This is a genomic window from bacterium, from assembly GCA_039961635.1.
Classification (GTDB): Bacteria; 4484-113; 4484-113; order JAGGVC01; family JAGGVC01; genus JABRWB01.
Genome location: JABRWB010000100.1, coordinates 1 through 7,569, shown reverse-complemented (window position 1 = coordinate 7,569; position 7,569 = coordinate 1). Strand labels below are relative to the sequence as shown.

Annotated in this window: 8 protein-coding genes; 4 read left to right on the top strand and 4 right to left on the bottom strand. The window is 57.7% G+C overall.

Annotation, left to right across the window (positions count from 1 at the left end):
* Positions 1–92: 92 nt before the first annotated feature.
* The 3 genes from HRF49_12535 to HRF49_12525 all read left to right on the top strand — a co-directional run bounded on the left by HRF49_12535 (position 93) and on the right by HRF49_12525 (position 3,939).
* Positions 93–1,694, top strand: a complete 1,602-nt coding sequence (locus HRF49_12535; GenBank protein ID MEP0815472.1) for a hypothetical protein — start codon at positions 93–95, stop codon at positions 1,692–1,694.
* A gap of 243 nt (positions 1,695–1,937) precedes the next feature.
* The gene (locus HRF49_12530) at positions 1,938–2,627 is read left to right on the top strand and encodes an RHS repeat protein (GenBank protein ID MEP0815471.1); all 690 of its coding nucleotides are present in this window, start codon (positions 1,938–1,940) and stop codon (positions 2,625–2,627) included.
* A 154-nt stretch (positions 2,628–2,781) separates the two neighbouring features.
* Positions 2,782–3,939 (top strand): aminotransferase class V-fold PLP-dependent enzyme, encoded by a 1,158-nt coding sequence (locus tag HRF49_12525; GenBank protein MEP0815470.1) that lies wholly within the window; start codon positions 2,782–2,784, stop codon positions 3,937–3,939.
* A 42-nt stretch (positions 3,940–3,981) separates the two neighbouring features.
* Here HRF49_12525 and HRF49_12520 read toward each other — a convergent pair whose 3' ends face one another.
* The 4 genes from HRF49_12520 to HRF49_12505 all read right to left on the bottom strand — a co-directional run bounded on the left by HRF49_12520 (position 3,982) and on the right by HRF49_12505 (position 7,192).
* A complete protein-coding gene (locus HRF49_12520) occupies positions 3,982–4,587 on the bottom strand; it encodes a nitroreductase family protein (protein ID MEP0815469.1) in 606 nt (201 codons plus the stop codon).
* Positions 4,588–4,652: 65 nt separating this feature from the next.
* A complete protein-coding gene (locus HRF49_12515) occupies positions 4,653–5,282 on the bottom strand; it encodes an MBL fold metallo-hydrolase (GenBank protein MEP0815468.1) in 630 nt (209 codons plus the stop codon).
* Positions 5,272–6,441 carry a hypothetical protein gene (locus tag HRF49_12510; GenBank protein MEP0815467.1) on the bottom strand — a complete coding sequence of 390 codons (1,170 nt, stop codon included), beginning with the start codon at positions 6,439–6,441 and terminating at the stop codon, positions 5,272–5,274. Before HRF49_12510 ends, HRF49_12515 begins: the two co-directional genes overlap by 11 nt.
* Entirely contained in the window at positions 6,431–7,192 is a 762-nt protein-coding gene (locus tag HRF49_12505; GenBank protein ID MEP0815466.1) for a RecX family transcriptional regulator, read from the bottom strand. The genes HRF49_12510 and HRF49_12505 overlap by 11 nt, the downstream gene beginning before the upstream one ends.
* A gap of 64 nt (positions 7,193–7,256) precedes the next feature.
* On the opposite strand from HRF49_12505, the gene HRF49_12500 reads away from it, so the two are divergent.
* A partial coding sequence (locus tag HRF49_12500) for a hypothetical protein (GenBank protein MEP0815465.1) occupies positions 7,257–7,569 on the top strand: 313 nt, incomplete at its 3' end.

Genomic DNA, 7,569 nt, shown 5'->3' with positions numbered 1-7,569 from the left:
TCCGGAAAACCTCACCGCGGATATTCTTGGGTTGGAGCGTGCGGCCCACGCCCGGATTTGGGAGTGCACCGGCTTGCCGGTGCAATTTCGAAATGCGGAAATTTACCCCCGCCTTGTCTCCGGCGATTAACCGCGGGACCAAAAGCGCCGATGAAGCGGCGCACTCCAAAAATACCGCGCCCACGTGGACGAACCATCCGCATGCACTGCGGCCGGTCGAGAGCCAGCAGATCCAAACCAACAGCGCCACGCAGTTCATCAATGTCTCGGACGAGATATCGCCGTCCCGCAGGACGTACAATCCCTTCACTTCCGCAGCCGGAGACACCGAAGCGATTGCAGCAAAGGGCAGGCTCGTGCTTGTCAATGGCGCAGTGCCCACGGTCATGGCCCAGACAACGCTTTATCCGAGCGAGCTTTTCAGCCACAGGAACCCGACCTATTCCGAGAACACGATTGCGCTGCCAAGCGACCGCGGCGCGCTGGAAATAAGCGGAACGAACCTGATGTACGAAGGGACGCGGGTCAAGACGTGGATCATCGGCAGGGACGTGAATCCGGGGGGGAGGGGCAACGGCGTACATTTTGCGCATGGAATGTTTACTTGTGGCACGACTCGCTCGCCCGCAACCGTATACTTATTGGCCGGGTGGGGAAATTCAATTAACAACGGAAACGATCCTGAGCTTAGTGGGTGCGATTTATATACTCAGGATGGTATGTGTAAACCCGGATTTAAAGGCACCTTAAAATCATGCTGCTGCAAGGATTACGGAGAAGGACTCGACGCCGCACTAGAAATGTGCACAAGCGGTTGCGGCTGCTGCTGCGCAGGAGTATGCACGGAGATTCCAATGTGCCCTAAATTTACAAAAAATCCTAACCCAGAAATGCATAAGAAACTTCTCAAAACTGATAAGGACTATGCCTACGGCTATTGCGACAATTTGAAATGCGGAGCTAGCGACGCTCCTTGTCTGCCCTGTGGTTCCGATGCTGCGATGGGATGCTGCAGCGACTACTGCAGTTCGCTTCAAGAGCGTTTTGGCCCTCCCGAAGCTCCCGGCGGTGGCGGAACCGGCGGGGGAGGAACAGGGGGCGCATGTGGAGGATGCGGATCGCCGATGGGAGGAGGGTTTGGCAGCTATGGTCGGTATGACATGGCACCTGGCCCTGATCCTTGTGATACCATATTTCAGAATTATACAATGGAAGAATTAGCCACGAAATGCTTTGGATACGGAACATTTTGGGATGATGGACCGTTCCGCGATTTAGCAGGTTGCGGTCCGGCTATGTCATTTGTTGATGACGCAAGGTATCATCTAAACAAAGCAATGAAAAAATGTTGCAATAACCCATACGATAAAGTGTTGCCAAATTTTATGAAGTGCTTTCACACAAAATTATGGACTATCCATATAGTGTGCGCTCACACGGCGTGTCAGTGCTATCGATGCCGTGCGGCCGGTTCTTCCGGCTATACAAAGAATAAATGGGGCTATATAGTTCTTTGCAATGTATGGAGTACTGCAGGCAGAAATTTGTGCGAAGTAATGGATGATATCGCACATGAAATTAGCCACCATTGTGGCACACTGGATGTGCCGGAAGGAAGGAAAAGCAAAAAGGATGTTACACTTCTAGGCACAGCGTGCGTTTGGCCTTACTGCCTAGATTCTTCCAATTGGTAATGGAGGCTGCAATGAGTTATTTGAGCGGTAGGGAAATTCTTAGTATTTTCCTGATGGGTATTGTAGCCGCGGTAATATATTTCATTATTATTATATTACCAGTTACCGAGGCCTACAATATGATAGTCAATTTTGATAATCCATTAATTCAGGCTTTGTGGTAAATGCTATGAGAAGGCAGGCAATACGGATATTGATAATCGCAATGATTACTGGCGTAAGCTTCCTTTTTGGCATATATATATGCAAAGTCTTATATTCCCTATTGGTATTGATTGGCTTTCCTGGTCCGCTGGGGTACTGATAATTATCACCGATCTGAGCTCAAACGATTGGACCAAGACCTACAACGCGATGGGGCGCAACCTGACCGTAGTCACTCCCACAGTTGGGATCAACTCGTACACGAACACCAAGTACTACGACGGAGTGGGGAACATCGTCAAAGTCACCGACCTCAAATCCCAGAACACCGAGTACACCTACAACGCACGCAACCAGCGCACCAGGATACGCTACAAGGGGATGGGATCGGGCGGCACGGACGTGGACATCGACTTCGCCTTCAACTGCTGCAGGATGACTTTCTGCGACGATCCCCTGGGCACCTCCGATAGGAGGCCGGCCGTCCCGGGCGGAGATCTCCCGGCGGGACGCCGGGCCTCCTTATACGACGATTTTGCCCGGTTGACCTTTCATACCGACGAGGCTGAGGTTCCGCGGCTGGAAGCCGCGGCTAAGGGGTATGAATATGATGGCATGAACCGCGTGACCAAGGTGACGGATCACACCGGCATCGACACGGATTACGTGTACGAAAAGGCCGGATATGTGGCCGGGGTTTTCAGCCCCGGATATCACCGGCCTGAAGGACGCGCATCCCGGTTTTATCGCATTATCCCTGCCCCTGGCTCGCTTTTGCCTGCCTCCTGAATCACACCGCTCGTCTCTCAACGGGCGCATCCAGTGCGCCGCCGCGCACCTCTCTCGTCTCTTCCCTCTGTTCTCTTCCGATTTCCCGCTTCCCTATTCCCTCTTCGTCCGTTTTCTGCTATTAATCTCCGGCCCGCTTGGGCCGGGGTGAGGCTTGAGGAAGGTATATCTAGATCATTCTGCGACGTCGTACGTGCTTCCGGAGGTGCTGGATGCGATGCTTCCGTACTTCTCGGAGCGCTTCGGCAACCCGTCCAGCCTGCACGCGTTCGGCAGGGAAACGAGGAAGATCCTGGAGGACTGCCGCGAAAAGGTGGCCGATTTGATGGGAGTGCATCCCGTCGAGGTCGTCTTCACCGGCGGCGGCAGCGAGGCCGACAACACGGCGATAATCGGCAGTTTGCTCGCCCAGCGCGACAAGGGCAATCACCTCGTCACCTCCACTATCGAGCATCATGCGATCGGTCACACGTGCGAGTTCGCCAAAAAGTACTTCGGCGCGGAAGTGACTTACGTCCCCGTCGACCGGAACGCGAGGCTTGATTTGGAAGCGCTTCAGGCGGCGATAACGGATAAAACCGTACTCGTGTCGGTGATGAGCGCGAACAACGAAGTCGGGACGATACAGGATCTCGACGCGATAAGCGCGATCTGCGCGGATCGCGGCGTCCGGTTTCACACCGACGCGGTGCAGTCCATCGGGCTGCACGACCTAAAACTTTCCGAGAGGCCGATTTCGCTGGCCAGCTTCGCCGCGCACAAATTTTACGGGCCGAAAGGCGTGGGCTGTTTGATCAAGCGGAAGAATTGCAAGGTGATCCCGCTTCTGCATGGCGGAGCGCAGGAGTTCGGGCTGCGGGCGGGCACTGAAAATATCGCCGGAATCGTCGGGCTCGCAAAGGCGCTCGAAATCGCGATGCGGGAGATGGAAACCAACATCGCAAGGCTGACGGCGCTTCGGGACAAGCTGGTGCGGGGAGTGCTCGACAGTGTGCCCGACACGCGGCTGAACGGCGATCCGGTCAACCGGCTTCCTCACAACGCCAATATAGGATTCAACAAAGTGGAAGGCGAAAGCGTGCTTCTGCAGCTGGATTTGCATGGGATTGCCGCTTCAAGCGGAAGCGCATGCACGTCTTCATCGTTGAATCCGAGCCACGTATTGACGGCTATGGGGCTCGATCCGGTCACGATTCACGGAAGCGTGAGGTTCACGCTCGGGCACAGGACGACCGAGGAGGATATCGACTACGTTCTGGAAGTCATTCCGGGCGCGGTCGAAAAGCTGCGGGCGATAAGCGCCGTTTATTAGTATTCCGGGGGGGGGCTGTTTCGCCGGCCGCAAACCTTCCGGTCATTCGGGAGGATTTCCGAACTTGCCTTCGAAAACGAATTCGGATTGCCGCCTGCGCGGCGCGGGAACCTCGCGATCGCGCAGGTCTTCCGGAAGCGACGCGGGATCGCCGTGGCGTCCGATCGCGACCGCGGCGACCGGGAAGAATCCATCGGGGATTTCCAGCAGCTCCTTTGCCTTTTCCCTGTTGAATCCGGCCATTGCGTGCGTCACCCAGCCGCGGCGGATCGCTTCGAGGGCGAAGTATCCCCAGGCGCATCCGGTGTCGAACAGGTGCGTCGAATTCGGCTTGTCGTTGCGCGCGAATGTCTCTCGCGAGCACACGACGAGCAGGGCTGCCGCGTTCCTTGCCCAGCGCCAGTTGCCCTCCGAGAGTATTTCGCCGAACGAATCGAAAACGCCGGAACCGCGCAAGGCGTATACGAACCGCCACGGCTGCTCGTTGCTTGAAGACGGCGCGAACCGCGCCGCCTCGAACATCGCGAAAAGCTCGCTTTCCGGCAATTTCTCGTCAGCGAAAGCCCGCGGCGACCAGCGCTCCAGAAAAAACCCGCCTATTTCGTATTCGGTTTTTCTGTTTTCGTGATTCTTTGCGTCGAATGACATTTCGGCTCCTTGTTGCGGCAGTGCCGCCGCATAAACCAATACCGCTCGGCGGGAAATCGCCGCGCCTAAATCAGATACGGGTTGGATATCCGCTCGCGCAATACCGTCGTCGCCGGCCCGTGACCGGGGTGGATGCGCGTGCCGTCGGGAAGAGTCAAGAGCTTGCCGCGAATCGAAGCCAATAGCGTTTCGGTGTCTCCCCCGGGCAGGTCGGTGCGCCCGATGCTTCCCGCAAAGAGCGCATCGCCGACCACCGCGTCCTCGCCGCACACAATCGCGACGCTCCCTTGCGAATGGCCGGGCACTTCCAGGATTTCGAATTGGTGCGCGCCGAGATATAAGACACCGCCCTCGGCCAGGTAGTCATCCGGCGCGGGAGACGATTCCGCGTCGAACTGGAACATCGCAGCCATCGCGGTCTGCGCCCGCAGCATGTGCTCGTCCGCCCGATGGATCAACAGCATCGCCTCCGGAAATTCGTTCTTGAAATACCTGTTGTTGAATGTGTGGTCGAAATGGCCGTGCGTGTTCACGATGTATTTCAGGTTGAGATTCTTCTTCCGGATTTCTGCCGCGAGCGCGTCGGAATCTATTCCCGGGTCGATCAGCATCGCCTCCGAGCTTGCCCTGTCGAACCAAAGGTACACGTTGTTGCCGAGCGGCCCGCAGGTCGCGCATTCCAGGCTAAGCGGCATCGTTCGCCTCCGGGGTTGCGGCATCCGGTTTATATGAAAAAACTTCAAGCTTGTTCGAATTCTCCTGCACCGCGGCGAAAGTCCCGCCCAATGGAGACGCCGCGGCCAGGCGCGGCGAATTCATAACGGGATGGATTCCTTCGTCTTTGATGATTACCAATCTCGGATGTCCGTTACCGTCCGTTTTGGAGTGTACCGCCAGCGCCGAACCGTTTGACAGCGGGCGCACCCAAGAGAAATAGCCGGGAATCGAGGTCGGATGATCCGCGAGGCGCGCCGCGGGCGCCAGCCGCCACCAATTGTTCGGCCGCAGTCCCGCCGCGTCGCCCGCGGCCTCCGGGTCCAAAAGCACCCAGACTTCATCCGCCGCGGTTATCAGTCCGCGCTCAAGGATGTTTCCCTGTATCCATGGCTCTTCCTCGCCCTTGCCGACGGGAAAGCTGACCAAAAGCGGCGGGCTGTATGCCTTTCCTCCGAATATCCCCGCGGAAATCCACAGGCGCTTTCCCCGCCGGCAATATTCGATTTCAGACACCAGCCCCGGCGCGCCAGGAAGCGGATTTTGCACCGGTTCCAAGCGTCCTATGTTGCGAGGCTCCCTGAAATCGAACCAAAGCAAGTCCGCTTCGGGCGCGGATGCGGGGTGCCGCGCCACCACAAGCCGCGTCTCGTCATCCGAAAACGCCGCGTCGGATATATCGAATCCGTGCGGAAGCCTTAATGGAATAACCTCCGAAGCGACGTCGCGGTCCAGCCGTACGAGCACGCAGCGCGGCTCCGGCCCGCCCGGCGCTGTCGGCCAGACGAGGATGTATCGCAGCCCCGGCGATACTTCGATATGCACGTTGTTGAGCCACGCGGGATCGCTCACCGCGTTTTCGAGGATCATGCCGGATACGATTTTGCGCTTTGACGGCCCCTCGGTCTCCAGTTCCCATATCGACGCGCCTTCGGGATTGGTCAGGTAAAAGAGCACCTTGTTTTCGGCGGGGACCAAAATATGAGAAATGAATCCTTCCTTGATTTCCCAGACGCCGAGGCGTTGATAAGGCGGCTTCGGTTTGGATTCGGCAATCGCGATTCCTGCCGGCGCAAGCCAAACCGCCGCCGCCGCAACGGCGGCAAAAGCCGAACCAAAAACCGCAGGCTTAATCTTCATCGGCATTCACCGCTTCGCCGCGGCCGGACAGCCGCGCGAAGACGCGGTCAATTATTTCATACTTGTAACCACGCCTGGCTAGTGCGGCCGCGAGCTTCTGTTTTGCGTTTGCTTCGCCGCGCGAAATCGCATCGGCGTATTTTTTTCCGCTTCTGGACAGCCACTTCATCGCGCCGTCGAGTTGCTCCCGCTCGCCGGCAAGCGCTTCCACGATTTCCTTCGCTTCCCGCAATGACAAGCCGCGCGCGGCAAGATCCGCCACGACTCCGCGCTCGCCTTTTCCGGGCATTGCCAGCCGTTGCGACGCGTACCGGCGCGCGATTCCTTCGTCGTCAAGCAACCCGCGGTTCCTGCACTCGCCGATGGCATGCGCCCTCGCCGCCGCGGAGAATCCGCGCTGCGAAAGCCTTCTTTCTATTTCGCCCGAAAGCCTGTCTTTAAACGAAATAAGCCGCAGCGCCATGTCCAGCGCCCGCTCCCGTTGCGCCGCATCCCATAGTGCGGAACGCTCGCCCGCGCCGAGCCGCATTCCCTTCGCGAGCTTTTTTTCGAGAGCGATTGCAATCGGCACTTTCCAGGCGGTGCCGTCGTCCCAGACAACAAGCAAATTGGCCGCGCCCGCTTTGCGCCGGCAGAGCTTCAGCACGGTTCCGGCCTCGGGCGCGGGCCGCTCGCCGTCCGACAGGATCGCGTAAGCGGGCGCGTTTGTGGATTTGGAGTAATCTTTGGATTCTGATTTGCCTGTGCGCATGCCGCCGCGGATTTTATCATCGAGATTGCGAATCACGGACCGTTTGGGATACAATTGCTCTGTAATGCCCGCACCGGTTACCTTGGACTCCCGCCGGGAATCGCATCCGGCGAAACCGGGGACGCACATCCTCCCGATCCGCTCGTGCGATTGGAGTTCCTTTTCGTTAAAGGCCGCTAATCCCCCAAGCTTCGCATCCCCCGCGCGCCTCAGCTACCGCCCCTCCGATTCCGCGGCGGTGGACACGAATGCGTTCGCTACGAAGGGCTATCTTGCTCTGGTGAACGGCGGCGCGCCAGCGAAGGCGAGCTACGACATAAATCCCGCAAGCGAGCTGTTCTATTACCGCAACTACACCGTGAACGAGAACAGCATAA